A 20,818-nucleotide genomic window follows, 5' to 3' on the forward strand; every position below is an offset into this window, starting at 1 on the left:
CGATGTCAGATGAGAAGGATATCGCCGGCATGAATGGCACGGCTCTCACCGTTCGCCAAGCGCAGGATCAGCATGCCGTCGCGGTCAAGGGTATCGAAGCTGCCTTCGACCGTCGCGCCGTCGGGCGGCACCACCCGCATCAGCGTGCCGGCGGGATGCGCGTTGGCGAGCCAGTGCGCGCGCACCGGATCCAGCCCCTGCACCCGCCAGATCGCCAGCCAATGGGCAAAAAGCTCGGCAAGCCGGACCTGCAGCGCGGCCGCGTCGCCATCCGGCATTCCCTGCGCAAGGAGGCTGGTCACTGGCCGGTCCAGTCCGACCGGATGCCCCGTCACATTGATGCCAATCCCGGCGACAACGGCATCGCCGGTCCGTTCGAGCAGGATACCGGCGATCTTCGCGCCGTCGGCCAGCACGTCATTGGGCCATTTGATCCGCACTTCTCCCGCGCAAAGCGGCGCCAGCAGGGCATGGACAGCATTGGCCGCGACCAGGGCCAGCGTATGCGGCGGGGGATCGCCATCTCGCAGGCGGATCACGGTCGAGCAGTAGAGATTGCCTTCAGGACTTTCCCAATGGCGTCCCATTCGACCGCGTCCGCCGGTCTGCCGCCCCGCGCGCAGCCAACAGCCCTCAGAAGCGCCTTGCCCCACCAATGCAAGCATGTCGGCATTGGTGGAGCCAGTCTCCGCAACGAAGCGAAGCTCGGTCAGAACAGCGACGCCGCTGCCGCCGCGCTCGCCTTGTCGAGGACGGGATTGAGGAAGTAACCAAGGACGATCACTGCGGCGCATGCCGTCAGGATGATATTCTCGACAGCACCGCCGCGCGCTTCATAGGGCGCCGCCGGCTCATCGAAATACATCGTCTTGATGACCTTCAGATAATAGAAGGCGCCGATCACTGACATGGCGATGCCGAAGGCGGCCAGTGCCGTCAGGCCGGCCGCCACTGCCGCGTCGAACACCAGGAACTTCGCCCAGAAGCCGAAGAGCGGCGGAATGCCAGCCATGGAGAACATGAAGATCGCCAGCGCCGCCGCCAGTCCCTTGCGGGAGCGCGACAGGCCGGCAAGGCTTGCAATGGTCTCGACCGGACGACCATCCGCATCGCGCATCTGCAGGATGCAGGCGAAACCGCCGATGGTCATGACCACGTAGATCGCCATATAGCTCATCGTCGCCGCCGCGCCGGCAGGCGTCCCGGCAGCGAGACCGATCAGCGCGAAGCCGACATTGTTGATCGACGAATAGGCCATCAGGCGCTTGATATTGGTCTGGCCGATAGCCGCGACCGCGCCGAAGAGGATCGAGGCGAGCGCCACGAAGATCACCACCTGCTGCCAGTCAAGTCCGGCCGGACCGAGCGCCTCTATCGCGACGCGGACGGTGAGGCCCATGGCCGCAACCTTCGGCGCGCTGGCGAAGAAGGTCGTGACCGGCGTCGGCGCGCCTTCGTACACGTCCGGCGTCCACATATGGAACGGCACGGCGCTGATCTTGAACGCCAGGCCCGCGAGCACGAACACCAGGCCGAACAGCTCGCCCTTCGACACGCCATCGCCCAGCGCGACCGCAATGCCGTCGAACGCGGTGCTGCCGGTGAAACCGTAGAGCAGCGCAATGCCGTAGAGCAGGATGCCGCTCGCCAGCGAACCGAGAACGAAATATTTGAGGCCCGCTTCGGAGGAGCGTTCATCCTGACGCATGAAGCTCGCCAGCACATAGGAGGCAAGGCTGTTCATTTCGAGGCCGACATAGAGCGTCAGCATGTCGCCTGCCGACACCATCATCCCCATGCCGATGGAGGCGAAGAGGATCAGGATCGGATATTCGGGACGCAGCGCCCCGCCGGTGATGAAATAGCGAGGCGCCAGCAGGATCGCCGCCGCCGCTGCGCCATAGATCAGCGCCTTCGCAAAGACCGAGAAGGCGTCGGCCCGCACCAGCCCGTCAAAGGCCACCGGCCCATGGGCGAGCGAGCAGGACAGCGCCACGCCCGCAACCGCCAGCGTCAGCACCGACAGCCAGTTGATGACGCGGGCCGTCGCATCACCGCCATAGGCCGCGACCAGCATCAGGATCAGGCCACCGGCCGTCAGGATGAGTTCCGGCAGGACTGCCAGAAGGGAAGCGGAATCAATCATCAGTGCGCCTCCCCATGCGCGGCAGCAGCTTCTTCATGATGGGCCTCCGCAGCCGGGATGGCCGGACCCATTTTGATCTTGGAGTCTCCCGCAGGCGCGGCAGAGGCGATGCGCGCTTCAAGCGCACGGATGTCGGACCGCATGGGCGCCAAGAAGCTCTCGGGATAGATGCCCATCCATAGCACGGCGGCGGCAATCGGCGCCAGCAGCCAGACTTCGCGCATCGACAGATCGGGCATGGCGGCCGCGTCCGCATTCTTCTGCTCGCCATAGCAGATGCGGCGATAGAGATAGAGCATATAGGCCGCGCCCAGAATGATGCCGGTGGTGCAGACCAGTGCGACCCAGCTCGACGCCTGATAGATGCCCATCAGCGAGAGGAATTCGCCCACGAAGTTGCTGGTGCCCGGCAAACCGACCGACGCCATGGTGAACAGCATGAACAGAACCGCATATTTCGGCATGTTGATGCTGAGGCCGCCATAACGGCTGATCTCGCGGGTATGCAGCCGGTCGTAGATGACGCCGACGCAGAGGAAGAGCGCGCCCGACACCAGGCCATGGCCCAGCATCACCATCATCGCGCCTTCGATGCCCGCCTGGTTGAACGCGAACAGGCCGGCGGTGACGATGGCCATATGCGCGACCGACGAATAGGCGATCAGCTTCTTCATGTCGGACTGAACCAGCGCGACGAGGCTGGTATAGACGACCGCGACCATCGAGAGGCCCCAGACCAGCGGCGCGAGTTGCGCGGACGCTTCGGGGAACATCGGCAGCGAGAAGCGGATGAAGCCGTAGCCGCCCATTTTCAGCAGCACACCGGCCAGAATGACCGACCCCGCCGTCGGCGCCTGCACGTGCGCGTCGGGGAGCCAGGTGTGGACCGGCCACATCGGCATCTTCACCGCGAAACTGGCGAAGAAGGCGAGCCACAGCCAGACCTGGACATGCGGGTCGAAATTATAGGCCATCAATGTCGGGATGTCGGTCGTGCCCGCTTCATGCACCATCCACATCATCGCGATCAGCATCAGCACCGAGCCGAGCAGCGTGTAGAGGAAGAATTTGTACGAAGCGTAGATGCGATCCGCCCCGCCCCAGATGCCGATGATGAGGTACATCGGGATCAGGCCGGCTTCGAACATGATATAGAAAAGGTAGAGATCCTGCGCCGTGAAGACGCCGATCATCAGCACCTCCATGAACAGGAAGGCCGCCATATATTCGCCGACGCGCTTCTCGATCGCGAGCCAGCTCGCCCCGATGCAGATCGGCATCAGGAACACCGTCAGCATGATCAACACCAGCGCGATGCCATCGATGCCCAACGCCCAGGCGAAGCGGCCGAAGATCGGCGCATATTCCTGGAACTGCCACTGGGCCGCCGTGCCCGACTGGTCGAAATTCATCCAGAGCACGACGCCCAGGACGAGATCGACCAGCGTCGCCACCAGCGCGATCAAACGCGCCTGACTGGCTCCTGCATAGAGACAGGCGATGGCCCCCGCCATCGGCACTGCCATCATCAGGGAAAGGATGGGGAAGCCGTCCATTATCGTGTCATCGCCCAGGTTGCGGCCGCGGCGAGGCCAATCAGCATCACCAGCGCGTAAGTGTAGAGGTAGCCGGACTGAAGCCGACGGGTGACTTTATTGCCCTGCACGACCAGCGCAGCCAGACCATTCGGGCCGAAGCGATCGATGAAGCCCACATCACCGAACTTCCAGAAGAAGCGGCCGATGGCGAAGGCAGGCTTGACGAACAGGAAATGGTACAGCTCGTCGAAATACCATTTGTTGAGCAGGAACTGGTACAGCGCGCCGAAGGTGGCGACGAAACGCCGCGGCCAGTCAGTGTTCTTAATGTAGCTCAGCCAGGCGATCGCGAGGCCGGTGATCATCACCGCGAAGGGACCGAATTTGACCCAGGTCGGAACTTCATGGCTCGCATGCATCAGGTGACTGTCGAACGCGAGCGCGCCCTTCCAGAACTCGATGCCGCCTTCCGGACCGATGAACTGGTCATGGAAGAGGAAGCCGGCAAACACCGCGCCCAGGCTCAACAACACCAGCGGGATCAGCATCACCCACGGACTTTCGTGTGGATGATAGCCCGCCGTGCCGGTCTGCTCATGAGCATGGTGGTCATGATCGTCATGACCGTGGGCATGGGCATCGTGACCATGGCCGTCCTCTTCGTCCACACCCTCATGATGGCCGTGGACGGCATGCTGGATATGTTCCGAAGCGGCCCAGCGAGGCTTGCCGAAGAAGGTCAGGAACACCAGGCGCCAGCTGTAGAAGCTGGTGAGCAAAGCCGCGAACACGCCGACCAGATAGGCGCCAACGCCCGATCCGCCCGAAGCATAGGCCGCTTCGAGAATGCCATCCTTCGAATAGAAGCCGGCAAAGCCATAACCGGCCAGCGGGATGCCGACGCCCGTGATGGCGAGCGTGCCCAGCGTCATCGTCCAGAAGGTGATCGGGATCTCCTTCCTAAGTGCGCCATAGTAACGCATGTCCTGCTCATGGTGCATCGCGTGGATGACCGAACCGGCGCCCAGGAAGAGCAACGCCTTGAAGAAGGCATGGGTGAAGAGGTGGAACATCGCCGCGCCATAGGCGCCGACGCCCGCCGCGAAGAACATATAGCCAAGCTGCGAACAGGTCGAATAGGCGATGACGCGCTTTATGTCGTTCTGCACCGTACCCACGGTCGCCGCGAACAGGCAGGTCGCCGCGCCTATGAAGGTCACGAAACCCAACGCCGTCGGCGAGGTTTCGAACATGGGTGACAGGCGGCACACCATGAACACGCCAGCGGTCACCATGGTCGCGGCGTGGATCAGCGCCGACACCGGGGTCGGGCCTTCCATCGCGTCTGGCAGCCAGGTGTGGAGGCCAAGCTGCGCCGACTTGCCCATCGCGCCGATGAACAGCAGCAGGCAAAGCACGGTCATGGTGTCGAAACGGTGACCGAGGAAACCGATGGTCGAACCCGCCATGGAGGGCGCTGCCGCAAGGATTTCCGGGATCGAGATGGTGTTGAACACCAGATAGGTACCGAAAATCCCCATCATGAAGCCAAGGTCACCGACGCGATTGACGACGAACGCCTTGATCGCGGCGGCATTGGCCGATGGCTTGCGGAACCAGAAGCCGATCAGCAGATAGGAGGCAAGGCCCACGCCTTCCCAGCCGAAGAACATCTGAAGCAGGTTGTTCGCCGTCACGAGCATCAGCATCGCGAAGGTGAAGAGCGACAGATAGGCGAAGAAGCGCGGCTGGTCCGGCTCCTCCTCCATATAGCCCCAGCTGTAGAGGTGGACGAGGCTCGACACGCTGGTGATCACCACCAGCATGACCGCGGTCATCGTGTCGACCCGCAGGGCCCATTGCGCGTCGAAGCTGCCTGACTGGATCCAGGTGAAGGCCGGCGCCACATAGGGTTCGGCATGGCCGGTCAGGAAGCTGATGAAGATCGGCCAGCTCATCGCGCAGGAGGCAAAGAGCGCGCCGGTGGTGACGATCTTCGCCGGCAATTTGCCAAGCGCCTTGTTGCCAAGGCCGGCGATGGCAGCAGCCAGCAAGGGGAGAAGGACGATAAGCTGGATCATCGAGCTTTAGCCCTTCATCCGATTGACATCGTCGACGGCGATGGTGCCGCGACCGCGGAAATAGATGACGAGGATGGCAAGGCCGATGGCCGCCTCACCCGCCGCGACGGTCAGCACGAACATGCTGAACACCTGTCCGACCAGATCGCCGAGGAAGGCGCTGAAGGCGACAAGGTTGATGTTCACACTGAGCAGGATCAACTCGATCGCCATCAGGATGATGATGACATTCTTGCGGTTGATGAAGATGCCCAGCACCCCCATCACGAAGAGGATCGCGCTGACCACCATATAGTGCTGAAGGCCGATCACAGCTCCACCCCCTGCCCGACTGGCTGATTGACGTTACGCACGGCGTCTTCGGGACGACGGCGATTCTGGCGGGCGATGTTCTGGCCGCGCACGCCGCCACGGGCACGATGGGTCAGCACGATCGCGCCGATCATCGCCACCAGCAGGACTATGCCCGCCGCTTCGAACAGGAAGATGTAGCGCGTATAGAGCAGCGTCCCGATCGCCTGGATATTGCTGAGCTCCGGCTTCATCGGCGCCGCGCGCTGCGCCAGTTCGATGGGCCCGGCACGCCAGAGGCCGATGCCCAGCACGATCTCCGCCAGCAGCACCAGCGCGATCAGCAGCCCGAAGGGAAGATAATCAACGAAACCGGCACGCAGTTCGGCGAAGTCGATGTCAAGCATCATGACCACGAACAGGAACAGCACGGCGACCGCCCCTACATAGACGATGACCAACAGCATCGCGATGAATTCAGCACCCAGCAGGACCATCAGCCCCGCCGCGTTGAAGAAAGCGAGGATCAGCCACAGCACCGAATGAACCGGATTGCGCGACAGGATCGTAAGCGCGCCGCTGCACACCACGATCGCGGCGAACAGGTAAAAGGCAAGCACGTGAATCACAGGATCATGTTCCCCTTCGGCGGCTGCGGCTTAACGGTAGGGTGCATCGGCGGCAAGGTTCGCGGCGATCGCGCGCTCCCACTTGTCACCATTTTCAAGGAGCTTGGCCTTGTCGTAGATCAGCTCCTCGCGGGTTTCGGTCGAGAATTCGAAGTTCGGACCCTCGACGACCGCGTCCACCGGGCAGGCTTCCTGACAGAAGCCGCAATAGATGCACTTGGTCATGTCGATGTCGTAGCGCGTGGTGCGACGGCTGCCGTCCTCGCGCGGCTGCGCCTCGATGGTGATCGCCTGCGCCGGGCAGATGGCCTCGCACAGCTTGCACGCGATGCAGCGCTCTTCCCCATTGGGGTAGCGGCGCAGCGCATGCTCGCCCCGGAACCGCGGCGAGATCGGGTTCTTCTCATAGGGGTAGTTGATCGTCGCCTTGGGCTTGAAAAAATATTTCAAGGTCAGGGCGTGCGCCTTCACGAACTCCCAGAGGGTGAAGGATTTGACGTAGTAGCCGAGGCTCATTGAGCGCCTCCGTAACGCGTGAACATGAGGAAGCCCGAAACCAGGAAGACGAAGAAGAGCGAGGTCGGCAGGAAGATCTTCCAACCCAGCCGCATCAGCTGGTCGTAACGGTAGCGGGGCACCGTCGCCTTCACCCAGGAGAAGACGAAGAAGAAGAAGGCGATCTTGGCGAGCAGCCAGATGATGCCCGGCACATAATAAAGCGGCGCCCAGTCGAGCGGCGGCAGATAGCCGCCCCAGAAGAGGATCGCGTTGAGCGCGCACATCAGGATGACGTTCGCATATTCGCCGAGCCAGAAGAGCGCGAAGGCCATGGACGAATATTCGGTCTGGTAACCCGCGACGAGTTCCGATTCCGCTTCGGTCAGGTCGAACGGCGCGCGGCCGGTTTCCGCCATGGCGGAGATCAGGAACATGATCGCCATCGGGAAGAGCAGCGGGTTGAAGCCGTTGCCGTTCAGGAAGCCATAATAGCCCTTCTGGCTTTCGACGATCGCGGTCAGGTTGAAGCTGCCGGCCCAGAGCACGACGCAGACCAGGATGAAGCCGATCGAGACTTCATAGGAGATCATCTGCGCGCTGGCGCGGATCGCGGAATAGAAGGGATATTTGGAGTTGGACGCCCAGCCCGACAGCACGATGCCGTACACGCCAAGCGAGCTGACGGCCAGAATGTAGAGCAGTCCGACATTGATGTTGGCGACCACCACGCCGACCTGGAACGGGATCACCGCCCAGGCGATCAGCGCCACCGTGAAGGTGATGATCGGCGCGATCAGGAAGAGCGCGCGGTTCGCGGCCGACGGGATGATGGTTTCCTGAAGGAAGACCTTTGCGCCGTCCGCGAAGGACTGGAGCAGGCCAAAGGGACCGACGACGTTGGGACCACGGCGCAGCGCCATGGCCGCCCAGATCTTGCGGTCGGCATAGATGATCATCGCCACCGCCAGCATCAGCGGCAGGGCAATCACCAGAATGCCGATGATCGTCGAAAGCAGCCAGGCGCCTTCAAAGGGGAGGCCGAGACTTTGGAAGAAAGCGGTCACTCTGCGGCCTCCGCATAGGTCTCGCCATGGACCAGTTCGGCCGAGCATTGCTGCATCGTCGGGCTGGCGCGGCAGATGGCGTTGGTCAGGTAGAAATCCTTGATCGGCGAACCGAATTCACCGGTGGCGCCGGTCGGAAGCCTGGGGCTGGACCAGCCATAATCGGCCAGGCCCTCGACGCCCAGCGCGGGAACCGCCTTGGCCATTTCGGCGCGCAAAGCCTCGAAGCTGTCGAAAGGCAGGGTCGCGCCCAGCACTTCCGACAAGGCCCGCAGGATCGACCAGTCCTCGCGCGCGTCGCCCGGCGCGAACACGGCCTTTTCGCCACGCTGCACGCGGCCTTCCAGGTTGACGTAAGTGCCTGCCTTCTCCGCATAGCTCGCGCCCGGCAGGATCACGTCCGCCGCATGCGCTCCCTTGTCGCCATGGTGGCCGACATAGACCTTGAAGCTGTCCTCGAACGCCGAATAGTCGACTTCGTCCGCGCCGAGCGAGAAAAGCAGCTTCGGCTTGGCCGCCGCCACCGCCTTGACGCCGCCCTGCGTCGCATAGCCGAGCATCAGCCCGCCCATGCGCGCCGCCGCGAAGTGCAGGACGTTATAGCCGTTCCAGCCATCCTTGATGAGGCCCAGCGTTTCGACCAGCGCCAGCGTGTCGCCATGTGCGCCGTCCTTGGCCAGCACGCCGCCGCCAACGATCATCGCCGGACGCGCGGCCTTGCCGAAGGCTTCCACCACTGCTTGCGGAAGCTTCGCGAGCAGCGAGGCGTCATTGCCCAGCCATTCGACCTTGTAGGTGAGGTCGACCTGCGGGCCGAGAGCGAAGACCTTGGCGCCCTTCTTGATCGCCTTGCGGATGCGGGTGTTCACCAGCGGCGCTTCCCAGCGCAGATTGGTGCCCACCAGCAGGATGACGTCGGCCGTCTCGATGCCGTTCAGGGTGGTATTGAAGTTGACCGCGCTCAGGCTGGACACGTCATAGGCAAGGCCGGTCTGACGCCCTTCCAGCATGGTGCCGCCGAGCCGTTCGACCAGCAGCTTGCCGGCGAACATCGTCTCGCAATCGAGCAGGTCACCCGCCAGCGCCGCAACGCTGCCGCCATGCTGGACCGCGGCGATGGCGGCAAAGGCCTCTGCCCAGGTCACCGGAACCAGCTTGCCGTCCTTGCGCACGAACGGCTTGTCGAGACGCTTGCGGACCAGCCCGTCGACATTGTGCCGGGTCTTGTCGCTCGCCCACTCCTCGTTCACATCATCGTTGATGCGCGGCACGGCGCGCAGCACCTGGCGGCCGCGGCTGTCGAGGCGGATGTTGGTGCCGACAGCGTCCATCACGTCGATGGCGTGGGTCTTCTTCAGTTCCCAGGGACGCGCCTCGAACGCATAGGGCTTCGACGTCAGCGCGCCGACCGGGCAGAGATCGACCACATTGCCCGACAGCTCGCTCTTGGCGGCATGTTCGAGATAGGTGGTGATCTGCATATTCTCGCCGCGATAGATGGCGCCGATTTCCGGCACGCCCGCGACTTCCTCGGCAAAGCGCACGCAGCGGGTGCACTGGATGCAGCGGGTCATGACCGTCTTGACGATCGGACCCATATATTTCTCGGTAACGGCGCGCTTATTCTCTTCGAAGCGGCTGCCGCCACGGCCATAGGCCACCGACTGGTCCTGCAGGTCGCACTCGCCGCCCTGGTCACAGATCGGGCAGTCGAGCGGGTGATTGATGAGCAGGAACTCCATCACCCCCTCACGCGCCTTCTTCACCATCTCGGTCTGGGTGAAGATTTCCTGATTTTCGGCAGCGGGGAGCGCGCAGCTTGCCTGCGGCTTGGGCGGCCCAGGCTTCACCTCGACCAGGCACATGCGGCAATTGCCCGCAATGCTGAGGCGCTCATGATAGCAGAAGCGCGGGATTTCCTTGCCCGCCAGCTCGCAGGCCTGGAGGACCGTCGCGCCCGCCGGAACTTCGAGTTCTACGCCGTCTACTTTGACCTTCGGCATGGTTACTCCGCTGCCTCCATGACCGGGGCGTTACCCTTGTTTTCATTGATCCGCCGCTCGATCTCAGGCCGGAAATGCCGGATCAGGCCCTGGATCGGCCAGGCCGCCGCGTCGCCGAGCGCGCAGATGGTGTGGCCTTCGACCTGCTTGGTGACCTGGAACAGCATGTCGATCTCGCTCTGGTCGGCATCGCCGGTGCGCAGCCGCTCCATCACCCGCCACATCCAGCCGGTGCCTTCGCGGCAGGGCGTGCACTGGCCGCAGCTCTCATGCTTGTAGAAGTAGGAGAGGCGCGAAATGGCGCGGACGATGTCGGTCGACTTGTCCATGACGATGACGGCGGCGGTGCCAAGGCCCGAGCCCAGCGCCCGCAGGCCGTCGAAATCCATCGGCGCGTCCATGATCTCCTTGGCCGGCACCAGCGGCACCGACGAACCGCCGGGGATCACCGCCAGCAGATTGTCCCAGCCGCCGCGAATGCCGCCGCAATGCCGGTCGATCAGTTCCTTGAAGCTGATGCCCATCGATTCCTCGACGACGCAGGGCTTGTTCACATGGCCGCTGATCTGGAAGAGTTTGGTGCCCTTGTTGTTCTCCCGCCCGAAGCTGGAGAACCATGCGGCTCCGCGACGCAGGATGGTCGGCGCGACCGCGATCGATTCCACATTGTTGACCGTGGTCGGGCAGCCATAGAGGCCAGCGCCGGCCGGGAAAGGCGGCTTGAGCCGGGGCTGGCCCTTCTTGCCCTCCAGGCTTTCGATCTGCGCGGTTTCCTCGCCGCAGATATAGGCGCCCGCGCCGCGATGGACGAAGACGTCGAAATCATAGCCCGAACCGCAGGCATTCTTGCCGAGGAAGCCCTTTTCATAGGCCTGCTCGACGGCAGCGAAGAGCACCTTCGCCTCGTAAATGAACTCGCCCCGAATATAGATGTACGCCGCGCGCGCGCGCATCGCGAAACCGGCGACCAGCGCGCCTTCGATCAGCTTGTGCGGATCGTGGCGGATGATCTCCCGATCCTTGCAGCTACCCGGCTCGGACTCGTCGGCGTTGATGACGAGGAAGCTCGGACGACCGTCCCTGCTTTCCTTGGGCATGAAGCTCCACTTCATGCCGGTCGGGAAGCCAGCGCCGCCACGGCCGCGCAGGCCGGACGCCTTGATGCGCTCGATGATCTCGTCCTGGCCGATTTCCAGCAGCTTCTTGGTATTGTCCCAATCGCCGCGCTTGATCGCCGCGTCGATGCCCCAGTCCTGGAAGCCATAGACGTTGGTGAAGATGCGATCCTTGTCGCTGAGAGGCGCAATCACGTCGCTCATGCCTCCGCTCCCACATTCCATTGGCCGCGATAATCGTGATTTTCGCTGACCATTTCCCTGAGGGTCGTCGGCCCACCTTCCGGCGCACTCGTCTGACGCTCGATCTGCGGCCCGATCTTCGGTTGCTTGCCAGCGGCGAGATCGTCGAGGATCGCGCTCATGCTGTCATAGGTCAGATCTTCGAAATTATCGTCGTTGATCTGGACCATCGGCGCATTGGCGCAGGCCCCCAGACACTCGACCTCAGTCAGTGTGAAGAGACCGTCGGGCGTGGTACCGCCCTTGACCAGCCCCTTGTTCTTGCAGGCGGAGAACACGTCGTCCGAACCGCGCAGCATGCAGGGCGTCGTGCCGCACACCTGCACATGGTAGCGGCCGACCGGCGCGAGGTTGTACATGGTGTAGAAGGTCGCGACCTCGTAAACGCGCATATAGGGCATTTCGAGCTGGTCGGCGATATATTCCATCACCGGCACCGGCAGCCAGCCCTGCGTCCGGGTTTCCGCGCCGACCTGCCGCTGGGCGAGGTCAAGCAGCGGCATCACCGCCGACTGCTGACGCCCGGCGGGATAGCGGGCGATGACCTTCTTCGCCTGCTCGGCATTTTCGGCCGTCCACGCGAACGCGCCCCAGCGCGCGCGGGTCTCGGCCTCGTCCGGGATATGAACTGCGTCAGCCATTAGCGGTCACATTCTCCAAACACGATGTCCATGGCGCCCAGGACAGCGGTCGTATCGGCCAGCATGTGGCCCTTCATCATGAAGTCCATCGCCTGCAAGTGCGAAAAGGCGGTCGGGCGGATCTTGCAGCGATAGGGCTTGTTGGTGCCGTCCGCGACCAGATAGACGCCGAACTCGCCCTTGGGGCTTTCAGTGGCGACATAGACTTCGCCCGCCGGGACGTGGAAGCCCTCCGTATAGAGCTTGAAGTGGTGGATCAGCGCTTCCATCGAGCGCTTCATCTCGCCACGCTTGGGCGGCACCACCTTGCGGTCGAAGCTCGCCACCGGACCTTCGGGCATTTCGTTCAGGCACTGCTTCATGATCCGCGCGGATTGGCGCACTTCCTCGACGCGAACCATGAAGCGGTCGTAGCAGTCGAAATTGGTGCCTACCGGAACGTCGAACTCCATGCGGTCATAGACGTCATAGGGCTGCGCCTTGCGGATGTCCCAGGGGATGCCCGAACCACGGATCATCGGGCCGGAGAAGCCCCATTTCAGCGCATCTTCCTTGCTGACCACGGCGATGTCGACATTGCGCTGCTTGAAGATGCGGTTGTCGACCACCAGGCTCATCGCATCCTCGAACAGGCGCGGCAGGCGGGTATCGAGCCAGTCGGCAATGTCGGTCAGCAGCTTGAGCGGCACGTCCTGATGCACGCCGCCGGGACGGAACCAGGCCGCATGCATGCGGGCGCCCGAAGCGCGCTCGAAGAAGTTGAGGCAATCCTCGCGGATTTCGAACAGCCACAGGTTCGGCGTCATCGCGCCGACGTCCATGACGTGCGAACCGAGGTTCAGCATGTGATTGCAGATGCGGGTCAGTTCCGCGAAAAACACGCGCAGATATTGCGCGCGCAGCGGCACTTCCAGGTCCAGCAGCTTTTCGATGGCAAGGACATAGCTATGCTCCATGCCCAGCGGCGAACAATAGTCCAACCGGTCGAAATAGGGCAGCGCCTGGAGATAGGTCTTGTATTCGATCAGCTTTTCGGTGCCGCGATGCAGCAGCCCGACATGCGGGTCGCAGCGCTCGACGATCTCCCCGTCCAGCTCCATGACCAGGCGCAGCACGCCGTGGGCAGCGGGATGCTGCGGACCGAAGTTGATCGTATAGTTCTGGATTTCCGTATCGCCGAACGACGGGTCCGCCGCATCGGTAACATGGTCCAGCTTTTCCAGATAATCGGACATCAGGCCTTGTCCTCGGACTTCTTGTTCGCCTCGCTGTCGGCCGGCTCCCCTGCCCCGCTGACGCCTGGCTTATCGGTCGTCTTGGGCGTGCCGCCCTTGGGAGCGGCGGGCGTCGGCGGAGCGGCGGCGGGCGTTGGAGCTCCGGGCGCCTGTGGCGCCTTCTCATCGCCCGGCAGCACATATTGCGCGCCTTCCCACGGGCTCATGAAATCGAACTGGCGGAAATCCTGCGCCAGCTTCACCGGCTTGTAGACGACACGCTTGTCCTCTTCGGAATACCACATCTCGACATAGCCGGTCAGCGGGAAGTCCTTGCGCTGCGGATGGCCCTTGAACCCATAGTCGGTCAGGATGCGGCGTAGGTCGGCATTGCCCTCGAAGATGACGCCGTACATGTCGAACACCTCCCGCTCCAGCCAGCCGGCGACCGGCCAGATGTGCGTGACGGTGGGAACAGGCATGTCCTCATCGGTCTGTACCTTGACCCGAACGCGGTGGTTCCGCGTGACGCTCAGCAGATGATAGCAGACCTCGAACCGCTCCGGGCGGTCGGGATAGTCGACGCCGGCGATTTCCATCAGCTGCTGATATTGCGCGCGGTCGCGCAGCAGGACCATCGCGTCCGCCAGCTTTTCCCGAACGACGGTGAAGCTCAGCTCATCGGCATGGTCGACGGTTTCGACCAGCATCGATCCCAGCAGGCCGGCGATTTCCTGCGCGATCCCGTCTATGGTCGCGATTCTAGGAGCAGAATGACCCATATCAGCGCTCAATCGTCCCGATGCGGCGGATTTTCCGCTGCAGCTGCATTACGCCATAGAGCAGGGCTTCCGCGGTCGGCGGGCAACCCGGCACATAGATGTCGACCGGCACGATGCGGTCGCAGCCGCGCACCACCGAATAGCTGTAGTGATAATAGCCGCCGCCGTTCGCGCAGCTGCCCATCGAAATCACATATTTCGGATTGGACATCTGGTCGTAAACCTTGCGCAACGCCGGAGCCATCTTGTTGCACAGGGTGCCTGCCACGATCATCACGTCGGACTGGCGCGGGGAAGCGCGCGGCGCGGCGCCGAAGCGCTCCATGTCGTAACGCGGCATGTTGACGTGGATCATCTCCACCGCGCAACAGGCGAGGCCAAAGGTCATCCACCAAAGCGAGCCGGTGCGGGCCCATTGGAACAGTTCCTCTGTCGAGGTGACCAGGAAGCCCTTGTCGCTCACCTCGCTGTTCAACGCGTTGAAGAAATCCTGGTCGGGCTGGGTTCCGGCGGGCAGCAGGGTGCCAGGCGCGGGCCGCTCAAGTTCTACTCCCAATCGAGTGCTCCCTTCTTCCACGCATAGACGAGGCCGAGCACCAGCTCCGCTATGAAGATCATCATCGTCGCCCAGCCGGCCCAGCCGATCTGCTGCAGGCTGACCGCCCAGGGATAGAGAAACGCCGCCTCCAGATCGAAGATGATGAACAGGATCGCGACGAGATAGAATCGCACGTCGAACTGGCTGCGCGGTTCCTCGAACGCCGGGAAACCGCATTCATATTCGCTGAGCTTGGCCGGGTCGGGCTGATGCGCGCCGGTAAGGCGCCCCACCAGCATCGGCAGGAACACGAACGCGCTAGAAAGCAGCAAGGCGATCCCGAGAAAGATCAGGATCGGCAGATATTGGGCTAGATCGACCAACGGAATCCCCTGGGCGAAAATGATTTACGGCCGCGCTTTAGGCCCGCTGCATATGCGAAGCAAGGCCCGGAGGCATGAGAATGATTCGCAACAATTGCTGCTATGTCTTCACGCTATCAAAGGCCCTGCCTCAGCGCAGCGCTCCAGCCACCAACTTATGCAATTTGCTGTGGATGGCATCGTTGCCGGCGATCACTTCCTTGCGCTCGATCGGCTGGTCACCGCCGCGGAAGTCGGACACGAAGCCGCCCGCCTCCCGCACCATCAGCAGGCCCGCCGCGACGTCCCAAGGCTGAAGGCCGCTCTCCCAGAAGCCGTCATAGCGACCGGAGGCGACATGGGCGAGGTCCAGCGATGCCGCGCCGAACCGCCGGATGCCCGCCACCGAAGGAGCGACCGCCCCGAAGATGCGCGTCCATTGCGCGAAATCGCCATGTCCCAGGAAGGGGATGCCCGTGGCGATCAGGCAATCACCCAGATCACGCCGCGCCGAAACGCGCAGCCGCTGGTCGTGGCGCCAGGCGCCCCTGCTCTTTTCCGCCCAATAGCTTTCGTCGGTCACCGGCTGATAGACGAGGCCGGTCGTCACCTCCCGCTTGCCGCCATACAGCGGCTCCTCGACTGCGATGGAGATCGCGAAGTGCGGGATGCCGTGGAGGAAATTGCTGGTGCCGTCGAGCGGATCGATGATCCAGCGCGGCTTGTTGGGGTCGCCGGCGATCTCGCCGCCTTCCTCCAGCAGGAAGCCCCAGTCGGGCCGGGCCTTCTGCAATTCCTCGACCAGCGTCTTTTCCGCCTGCTGGTCGGCCTTGGACACGAAGTCCGCCGGTCCCTTGCGCGACACCTGCAGATGTTCGACTTCGCCAAAGTCGCGGCGCAGCCTGGAGCCTGCCTTGCGCGCGGCGCGTTCCATGACGGTCAAGAGGCCCGAGTGCGATACCATTTTTTTGTCTCCCCCCTCCCGCAGAGGGAGGGGCCGGGGGTGGGCGGCCGGGTCAGCGGCCTTTTTGAAAACGGAAAGGGCAGGAAGCTCGCTTATGCTCGCCACCCACCCCTTGACCCCTCCCGCCAGCGGGAGGGGGAATCGGATATCAATCCGCGCGCTTCACATATTCGCGCTCATACACGTCGACGACGATGCGCGTGCCGGTGACGATGTGCGGCGGCACCATGACGCGCACGCCATTGTCGAGGATGGCGGGCTTGTAGCTCGCCGAAGCGGTCTGCCCCTTCACCACGGCATCGGCCTCCACGACGGTCGCCTCGACCGTTTCGGGAAGCTGCACGGAGATCGGGCGTTCCTCATACATTTCCAGCATGACCATCATGCCGTCCTGCAGGAAGGCCGATGCGTCGCCCACCAGATCCTGGGGCAGGTTGATCTGCTCATAGGTTTCCGTGTCCATGAAGACGAGCATGTCGCCTTCCGCATAGAGATACTGGAAATCCTTGGTGTCGAGGCGGATGCGCTCCACCGTCTCGGCGGAACGGAAGCGGACATTGTTCTTGCGCCCGTCGATCAGGTTCTTCAGTTCCACCTGCATATAGGCGCCGCCCTTGCCGGGCTGGGTATGCTGGATCTTCACGGCGCGCCAGAGGCTGCCGTCATATTCGATGTTGTTGCCGGGACGAATCTCGACGCCGCTGATCTTCATGGGAAGAGCCTGCCTATATGTCTGAAGGTGAAAAGAGCCGGCCTCTGGAGGCTGGCCGCGCCCTTACATGGATGAGGGCGAAAGGGCAAGAGGCGGCGCCTATCGCCTTGCCGCCAGCAACGGATAGGGATTGATCGCCCGCCCCCCATGCCAGGGTTCTCCCGGACGCATTTCATGCACCGCGAAGTGCAGATGCGGCGCCGCCGGATCGGCATTGCCCGTGCTGCCGACGCTTGCGATGCGCTGTCCGCGCCTTACCGCCTGCCCTTCCGTGAGATCCGGCGCATAGCTGTCCAGATGCGCATAATAATAGATGCGCCGACCGTCCGCCGACCGTTCATAGATCGTGCGCCCGCCCTCCCCGCTCCAGAACAGCTTTTCGATCCGTCCGTCCGCCGCCGCCAGCACCGCCCTGCCCCGCGCCGCCATGATGTCGATCGCATCATGCGGGCGCGCGCCGCTTGCCCGCGCCTGGGTGAAGCTGTCGTTGAGCGCGGAGGGCGGCACGCCTTCGACCGGGATCAGCAATCCCCCTGCCCGCACCGTCGCGGGACGGGACGGCTCGGGCGCTCCCGCCGGGACGATCCGCACGCAACTGCGCAGCACGGCAGCGCCGATCAGCACGGCCAGGCCGATACCGGCCCAACCGCGCGCCCTCATGGCTGGAATACCGCCTTGACGCCGGACTTCACCATCTGCGCCAGCCGGGCGGCATCCCAATTGGTGAGCCGGATACAGCCATGGCTTTCGGTCCGCCCAATCAACTGCGGCTCGGGCGTGCCGTGGATGCCATAATGCGGTTTGGAAAGGTCGATCCACACCACGCCCACAGGGCCGTTGGGACCAGGCTTCAACACCGCCTTCTGATCGGTCGAGGCCGCATCCCAGAACAGGTTGGGATTATAATGGAAGTCAGGATTGCGGCTCAATCCCTTGATTTCCCACGTTCCGATTGGCAGGGGATCGTGCTGCGACCCCATGGTGGCGGGGAGCTGGGCAATGAGTCGATTGTCGGCGTCATAGGCCCTCAGCACCCCGTCCGACTTGTCGACGACTATATGGTCGGCCTGCGGCTGGTCCCGGGCGACGGCAAGGCTCGCAAGCGTCGCGCCCCATCCCCGCTCGTCACCCTCGATCCGGGCGACCGGCTGGTTGGCGATGGCGGGCACGCGGACCGTGGCGCCTGGCCCGATCCTGCTGTTCGGCGGGTTGAGCGCGACCAGCGCCTCCGGCCAGGTGTGGAAACGCTCGGCCAGCTTTTCCAGCAGATTGCGATAGCCGAGCGCGGGCAGCTTCGCCTGATCGTTGAGATCCCTGGGGATGGCGTAGAACGGGCCGCGGGCAAAGGCGGCGGGTATCTTCACCAGCCAGGTGGCAGGAGGCGGCCTGTCACCCAGAAGGGCCTTTGCCGTCGCGTCATCATATTGCCCCGTCGGTGGCAGGCCCCTGGCCTCCTGAAAACCCTTGAGCACGGTGGAGAAGGACATGCCCTCCTTTCCATCCAGCACGCCCGGCGAGAAGCCGGCCCTGTCCAGCGCCACCTGCGCCTGCAACACCCGATCCGCACGCGCTGGCGCACCGACCGGCTCTGGCAGGATGACGAAGGCGTAGGGATCGCCGGCTGGCGCGGACGGGCGCGAGGCGGTCTCCTTCGTCTGCTTCTCCGGCGCGCTGTCGTTCGCGTCCGTCACCGTCATATTGCAGGCCGCACAGAGCAGCGTCAGGATCAGCGGACAGGTTTTCAAGGCGATACTCTCCCTATTTCGGCCCTGTTGTGGCCCTATTGCGGGAGAGAAAACGCGTGAAATGCGGGAAAGCTGCCTGCCTGCTTTCCTGGCTGCCTTCCTCACATGCGCCTGCCAGGGCAGGAGCGGGAGAAACTATGGCTGCGCCAGCACCGGCCCGAACGCCGCCACGCCCGCCTGCGGCCCCTGCGGATGGGCCCATACCGCCGAACTCACCGCCAGGAAATCCGCGCCGGCCTTCACCAGCGGCGCGGCATTGTCCGGCGCGATCCCGCCGATCGCCACGCAGGGCAGTTCGAACAATGCGGTCCACCAGCCCAGGATAGACGGGTCAGGCCGGTGGAGCGTTTCCTTGGTGGTCGTGGGAAAGAAGGCACCGAAAGCGACATAGTCTGCGCCCGCCTCCCCCGCCTCCATCGCCAGATGGCGGCTGTCATGGCAGGTGATGCCGATCTGCACCGAAGGACCGAGCAGCTTGCGCGCTTCACGCGCATCGCCGTCGCCCTGCCCCAGATGGACGCCGTCGGCGCCCAGGCGCTTTGCCAGCGTCATGCTGTCATTGATGATGAAGGCCACGTCCCGATCCGCGCAGAGCCTTTGCAGCGGCTCTGCGGCGCGGGCGACGGCATCTTCGTCCAGTCCCTTCAACCGCAACTGGAAGGCCGCAACCCCGCCGCCGTCAAAGGCAGCGGCAAGGTTGCCGACAAAGCCCGTATCGATTGCCTGCGGGGAAATCAGATAGAGCTGACAGGGCGGCCGCCGGTCGTTGCTGTCGAACCGGGCCGCAAAATCGGGATCGAGCGCCAGCTCTTCATCGGTAAAGTCGGTCATGGGCTTCGCCTTAGCCGCTTTTGATGGCGTTGGAAAAGGGTGGAGCCGATCCGCCCTCGCCTGCGTTCCTCCCGCATGATCAGGATGGGATGTTCGGGATGGAATTACCGGGATTGGCGCGGCCGCTTCTACCCGGAGAAAATGGCGGCGATCATGACGCGCAGGCGATAATCGATGCCCGCATCTTGAAGGAGTTGACGGAGGGCAGTTAGTCTTTGCCCTGCCGGAGCCGAACCGTGCTCCGGCGAAGGCACTCGAACGAGACAGGCGGCTCGTTAGGGCCCAGTTCAGCCGCTGGGGCCATTAACTGGCGTCGGAACTGGGCTCCTGCCTTCGCCGGAGCACGTTGCGCCTTGGCCGTATGACGGCCACGAACGCTTAACCCGCGCTCGCGGCCGTCATCATGGATCAGGCCGCCTTCTGGGTCGAAGCGCCGTGGATCTCGTCGATCGCTTCACCCAGCGAGGCGTTGAACTCGGCGTCGCTCATCTGGTGACGCAGGTCATTCAGCAGCGCACGGCTGAAGCTGGCAATGATGCCGCGATTCCTGGCCAGCTCGTTGCAGGCTTCCGAACGCGAAAAACCGCCCGAAAGCGCCACGACGCGCAGCACGCGGGGATGATCGACCAGCGGATCGAACAGGCCGGCCTTGGTCGGCAGCGACAGCTTCAGCATCACCTTGTCGTCGCCCGGCAGCGCGTCCAGATTCTTGAGGATCTCTTCCAGCAGGATCTGGTCGGCCTCGGCACGTTCAGGGCTCTTGATATTCACTTCCGGCTCGATGATCGGGACCAGGCCTGCGGCCAGAACCTGGCGTCCGACCTCGAACTGCTGCTTCACCACGGCGGCGATGCCCTCCCGATTGGCGAGGTTGATCACCGAACGCTCCTTGGTGCCGAACACGCCCAGCGCCTTGGCGCGGTGCAGCAGCGTGTCGAGCCCCGGATTGGGCTTCATCAACTGCACGCCGTTCGCTTCGTCCTCCAGGCCCTTGTCGATCTTGATGAAGGGCACCACGCCGCGCTCGATCAGCGCCTGCGGCACGGATTTGCCGCCCGCTTCGCCGTCCATGGTACGCTCGAACAGGATCGCGCCCAGCACCTTTTCACCCGAAAAGACGGGCGCGGTGATGATGCGGCTGCGCATGTCGTGGATCAGTGCGAACATCTCCTCTTCGCTGCCCCATGCATCTTCCTCGATGCCATAGCCCTTCAGCGCCTTGGGCGTCGATCCGCCGCTCTGGTCGAGCGCCGCGATGAAGCCGTTGCCGCCCTCGATCTTCGCCTTCATGTCCTCGAACTGCATCTGCACATACCTCTTCGTTGGATGCGCCGCCCTCCCGGCAGCGCGTCTAGGGGAAAGGACGCCCTTGCACGGCGTCCACGGTCGAGCCGGACCGGCCACTCTCCACAGGCCGGTCC

The 20,818-nt window shown here is 63.5% G+C and carries 21 protein-coding genes; all 21 read right to left on the reverse strand.

Annotation, left to right across the window (positions count from 1 at the left end):
* Positions 1 to 5: 5 nt before the first annotated feature.
* Entirely contained in the window at positions 6 to 713 is a 708-nt protein-coding gene (locus MRBLMA1_RS04300; protein WP_363735410.1) for a biotin--[acetyl-CoA-carboxylase] ligase, read from the reverse strand.
* The gene (gene nuoN, locus MRBLMA1_RS04305) at positions 710 to 2,146 is read right to left on the reverse strand and encodes an NADH-quinone oxidoreductase subunit NuoN (protein ID WP_363735194.1); all 1,437 of its coding nucleotides are present in this window, start codon (positions 2,144 to 2,146) and stop codon (positions 710 to 712) included. Before nuoN ends, MRBLMA1_RS04300 begins: the two co-directional genes overlap by 4 nt.
* Positions 2,146 to 3,702, reverse strand: a complete 1,557-nt coding sequence (locus MRBLMA1_RS04310) for an NADH-quinone oxidoreductase subunit M (protein ID WP_363735195.1) — start codon at positions 3,700 to 3,702, stop codon at positions 2,146 to 2,148. The genes nuoN and MRBLMA1_RS04310 overlap by 1 nt, the downstream gene beginning before the upstream one ends.
* Entirely contained in the window at positions 3,702 to 5,765 is a 2,064-nt protein-coding gene (gene nuoL / locus MRBLMA1_RS04315; protein WP_363735196.1) for an NADH-quinone oxidoreductase subunit L, read from the reverse strand. Before nuoL ends, MRBLMA1_RS04310 begins: the two co-directional genes overlap by 1 nt.
* Before the next feature lie 6 nt (positions 5,766 to 5,771).
* On the reverse strand, positions 5,772 to 6,077 hold the full coding sequence (gene nuoK, locus MRBLMA1_RS04320; RefSeq protein ID WP_004211745.1) for an NADH-quinone oxidoreductase subunit NuoK: 306 nt from the start codon (positions 6,075 to 6,077) through the stop codon (positions 5,772 to 5,774).
* Positions 6,074 to 6,685 carry an NADH-quinone oxidoreductase subunit J gene (locus MRBLMA1_RS04325; protein ID WP_363735197.1) on the reverse strand — a complete coding sequence of 204 codons (612 nt, stop codon included), beginning with the start codon at positions 6,683 to 6,685 and terminating at the stop codon, positions 6,074 to 6,076. Before MRBLMA1_RS04325 ends, nuoK begins: the two co-directional genes overlap by 4 nt.
* Positions 6,686 to 6,715: 30 nt before the next feature.
* On the reverse strand, positions 6,716 to 7,201 hold the full coding sequence (gene nuoI, locus MRBLMA1_RS04330) for an NADH-quinone oxidoreductase subunit NuoI (RefSeq protein WP_022682896.1): 486 nt from the start codon (positions 7,199 to 7,201) through the stop codon (positions 6,716 to 6,718).
* The gene (nuoH, locus tag MRBLMA1_RS04335; protein WP_363735198.1) at positions 7,198 to 8,247 is read right to left on the reverse strand and encodes an NADH-quinone oxidoreductase subunit NuoH; all 1,050 of its coding nucleotides are present in this window, start codon (positions 8,245 to 8,247) and stop codon (positions 7,198 to 7,200) included. The genes nuoI and nuoH overlap by 4 nt, the downstream gene beginning before the upstream one ends.
* Positions 8,244 to 10,250, reverse strand: a complete 2,007-nt coding sequence (gene nuoG / locus MRBLMA1_RS04340; RefSeq protein WP_363735199.1) for an NADH-quinone oxidoreductase subunit NuoG — start codon at positions 10,248 to 10,250, stop codon at positions 8,244 to 8,246. The genes nuoH and nuoG overlap by 4 nt, the downstream gene beginning before the upstream one ends.
* Before the next feature lie 2 nt (positions 10,251 to 10,252).
* Positions 10,253 to 11,569 carry an NADH-quinone oxidoreductase subunit NuoF gene (nuoF, locus tag MRBLMA1_RS04345; protein ID WP_363735200.1) on the reverse strand — a complete coding sequence of 439 codons (1,317 nt, stop codon included), beginning with the start codon at positions 11,567 to 11,569 and terminating at the stop codon, positions 10,253 to 10,255.
* Positions 11,566 to 12,249 (reverse strand): NADH-quinone oxidoreductase subunit NuoE, encoded by a 684-nt coding sequence (gene nuoE / locus MRBLMA1_RS04350; protein WP_363735201.1) that lies wholly within the window; start codon positions 12,247 to 12,249, stop codon positions 11,566 to 11,568. Before nuoE ends, nuoF begins: the two co-directional genes overlap by 4 nt.
* Entirely contained in the window at positions 12,249 to 13,484 is a 1,236-nt protein-coding gene (locus MRBLMA1_RS04355; protein ID WP_363735202.1) for an NADH-quinone oxidoreductase subunit D, read from the reverse strand. Before MRBLMA1_RS04355 ends, nuoE begins: the two co-directional genes overlap by 1 nt.
* Entirely contained in the window at positions 13,484 to 14,245 is a 762-nt protein-coding gene (locus tag MRBLMA1_RS04360; protein ID WP_363735203.1) for an NADH-quinone oxidoreductase subunit C, read from the reverse strand. Before MRBLMA1_RS04360 ends, MRBLMA1_RS04355 begins: the two co-directional genes overlap by 1 nt.
* A gap of 1 nt (position 14,246) precedes the next feature.
* The gene (locus tag MRBLMA1_RS04365) at positions 14,247 to 14,801 is read right to left on the reverse strand and encodes a NuoB/complex I 20 kDa subunit family protein (RefSeq protein ID WP_022682903.1); all 555 of its coding nucleotides are present in this window, start codon (positions 14,799 to 14,801) and stop codon (positions 14,247 to 14,249) included.
* Entirely contained in the window at positions 14,792 to 15,166 is a 375-nt protein-coding gene (locus MRBLMA1_RS04370; RefSeq protein WP_133651754.1) for an NADH-quinone oxidoreductase subunit A, read from the reverse strand. Before MRBLMA1_RS04370 ends, MRBLMA1_RS04365 begins: the two co-directional genes overlap by 10 nt.
* Before the next feature lie 130 nt (positions 15,167 to 15,296).
* Positions 15,297 to 16,109, reverse strand: coding sequence for an inositol monophosphatase family protein (locus tag MRBLMA1_RS04375; RefSeq protein ID WP_363735205.1), 813 nt, complete (start codon positions 16,107 to 16,109; stop codon positions 15,297 to 15,299).
* Between the two features lie 148 nt (positions 16,110 to 16,257).
* Positions 16,258 to 16,821 (reverse strand): elongation factor P, encoded by a 564-nt coding sequence (gene efp, locus MRBLMA1_RS04380; protein ID WP_025549544.1) that lies wholly within the window; start codon positions 16,819 to 16,821, stop codon positions 16,258 to 16,260.
* Between the two features lie 99 nt (positions 16,822 to 16,920).
* Complete coding sequence (locus MRBLMA1_RS04385) at positions 16,921 to 17,481, reverse strand: M23 family metallopeptidase (RefSeq protein WP_363735206.1); 561 nt, start codon at positions 17,479 to 17,481, stop codon at positions 16,921 to 16,923.
* Complete coding sequence (locus MRBLMA1_RS04390) at positions 17,478 to 18,566, reverse strand: L,D-transpeptidase family protein (RefSeq protein WP_363735207.1); 1,089 nt, start codon at positions 18,564 to 18,566, stop codon at positions 17,478 to 17,480. The genes MRBLMA1_RS04385 and MRBLMA1_RS04390 overlap by 4 nt, the downstream gene beginning before the upstream one ends.
* Positions 18,567 to 18,701: 135 nt before the next feature.
* Positions 18,702 to 19,397 carry a thiamine phosphate synthase gene (gene thiE, locus MRBLMA1_RS04395; RefSeq protein WP_363735209.1) on the reverse strand — a complete coding sequence of 232 codons (696 nt, stop codon included), beginning with the start codon at positions 19,395 to 19,397 and terminating at the stop codon, positions 18,702 to 18,704.
* 408 nt (positions 19,398 to 19,805) lie between these two features.
* A complete protein-coding gene (locus tag MRBLMA1_RS04400; RefSeq protein WP_363735412.1) occupies positions 19,806 to 20,702 on the reverse strand; it encodes a fructose bisphosphate aldolase in 897 nt (298 codons plus the stop codon).
* Positions 20,703 to 20,818: the final 116 nt, after the last annotated feature.

It is taken from the genome of Sphingobium sp. LMA1-1-1.1, assembly GCF_040676365.1.
GTDB lineage: Bacteria > Pseudomonadota > Alphaproteobacteria > Sphingomonadales > Sphingomonadaceae > Sphingobium.

What these genes read in the sequence shown, in the direction of transcription:
- MRBLMA1_RS04385 (WP_363735206.1), bottom strand. Translation starts at nt 17,481, where the DNA reads ATGAGGGCGCGCGGTTGGGCCGGTATCGGCCTGGCCGTGCTGATCGGC.
- nuoL (WP_363735196.1), bottom strand. Translation starts at nt 5,765, where the DNA reads ATGATCCAGCTTATCGTCCTTCTCCCCTTGCTGGCTGCTGCCATCGCC.
- nuoE (WP_363735201.1), bottom strand. Translation starts at nt 12,249, where the DNA reads ATGGCTGACGCAGTTCATATCCCGGACGAGGCCGAGACCCGCGCGCGC.
- thiE (WP_363735209.1), bottom strand. Translation starts at nt 19,397, where the DNA reads ATGACCGACTTTACCGATGAAGAGCTGGCGCTCGATCCCGATTTTGCG.
- nuoI (WP_022682896.1), bottom strand. Translation starts at nt 7,201, where the DNA reads ATGAGCCTCGGCTACTACGTCAAATCCTTCACCCTCTGGGAGTTCGTG.
- MRBLMA1_RS04400 (WP_363735412.1), bottom strand. Translation starts at nt 20,702, where the DNA reads ATGCAGTTCGAGGACATGAAGGCGAAGATCGAGGGCGGCAACGGCTTC.
- MRBLMA1_RS04355 (WP_363735202.1), bottom strand. Translation starts at nt 13,484, where the DNA reads ATGTCCGATTATCTGGAAAAGCTGGACCATGTTACCGATGCGGCGGAC.
- MRBLMA1_RS04310 (WP_363735195.1), bottom strand. Translation starts at nt 3,702, where the DNA reads ATGGACGGCTTCCCCATCCTTTCCCTGATGATGGCAGTGCCGATGGCG.
- MRBLMA1_RS04375 (WP_363735205.1), bottom strand. Translation starts at nt 16,109, where the DNA reads ATGGTATCGCACTCGGGCCTCTTGACCGTCATGGAACGCGCCGCGCGC.
- MRBLMA1_RS04360 (WP_363735203.1), bottom strand. Translation starts at nt 14,245, where the DNA reads ATGGGTCATTCTGCTCCTAGAATCGCGACCATAGACGGGATCGCGCAG.
- efp (WP_025549544.1), bottom strand. Translation starts at nt 16,821, where the DNA reads ATGAAGATCAGCGGCGTCGAGATTCGTCCCGGCAACAACATCGAATAT.
- nuoG (WP_363735199.1), bottom strand. Translation starts at nt 10,250, where the DNA reads ATGCCGAAGGTCAAAGTAGACGGCGTAGAACTCGAAGTTCCGGCGGGC.
- nuoF (WP_363735200.1), bottom strand. Translation starts at nt 11,569, where the DNA reads ATGAGCGACGTGATTGCGCCTCTCAGCGACAAGGATCGCATCTTCACC.
- nuoN (WP_363735194.1), bottom strand. Translation starts at nt 2,146, where the DNA reads ATGATTGATTCCGCTTCCCTTCTGGCAGTCCTGCCGGAACTCATCCTG.